Source organism: Pseudoalteromonas sp. AWM4_233 (genome assembly GCF_056158285.1).
In genome coordinates, this window is sequence record NZ_JBSWSZ010000061.1 from 1 (window position 1) to 733 (window position 733).

Sequence of the window (733 nt, forward strand, 5' to 3'; positions counted from 1 at the left end):
CCAGCAGATCGATTAGATATTGCCGTTTTTTTTCAATGGGCTCTTCCGTAAATATTGCATTTTCTATCTCCTCTTTTCTTTAATGTTTTTGTTTATTCTAAAAGAAATTCAGCTCTTATTCAGTTATTATGTTAAGTTTTCTTACATTGTTTTTGCTGCTTTGTAAGATTTTCTGACAGGAATAATGAAAAAATTTGAAAGATTAGTATAATGAAAGAAATTGGTTAGATTGAGGTGACATGATTGGAAAGAGAAACATCCTATAAAACCAGAAAAGTCATTTCGATTGGGACGGTCAGCGAACTGACAGGACTTAGCGAACGCCAGATTCGATACTACGAAGAGAGGAAATTGATTTTCCTGAAAGATCAGAACGCGGGAGCAGGAAATATTCTTTTCTCGATGTAGAGACTCTCATCGACATAGCCAACAAAAGGGAGGAGGGAGTCCGAACGGAGGAAATCCGCTCGGAATTAAAAAGGAAAAAGAAAAAAGACGATCAGGCATCACGTTCAAAAATGATTCAGGGTCAGCTAAATGCTCAGTTTGGAATACGGAAGAAATAATGGGAAAGTGATTATTCTGTAAGGGATAATCGCTTTTTTTATTCAATTTCTATACTGCCTTATAAAATAATGCAGACTAGGTTTACTAGGTGCCTAAGCGTTGAAACCTTTGTCCTCTCTTAACCTTAGGTGCTGAAGCGTTGAAACCTTTGTCCTCTCTTAACCTT

Annotated in this window: 1 protein-coding gene; it reads left to right on the forward strand. The window is 36.7% G+C overall.

Features of this window, described 5'->3' with window-relative positions; all coding sequences use genetic code 11:
* The first annotated feature begins 243 nt into the window (after window positions 1-243).
* Window positions 244-408: a MerR family DNA-binding transcriptional regulator gene (locus ACXAC4_RS19865; protein WP_475164923.1), complete on the forward strand. Its 165-nt coding sequence runs from the start codon at window positions 244-246 to the stop codon at window positions 406-408.
* Window positions 409-733: the final 325 nt, after the last annotated feature.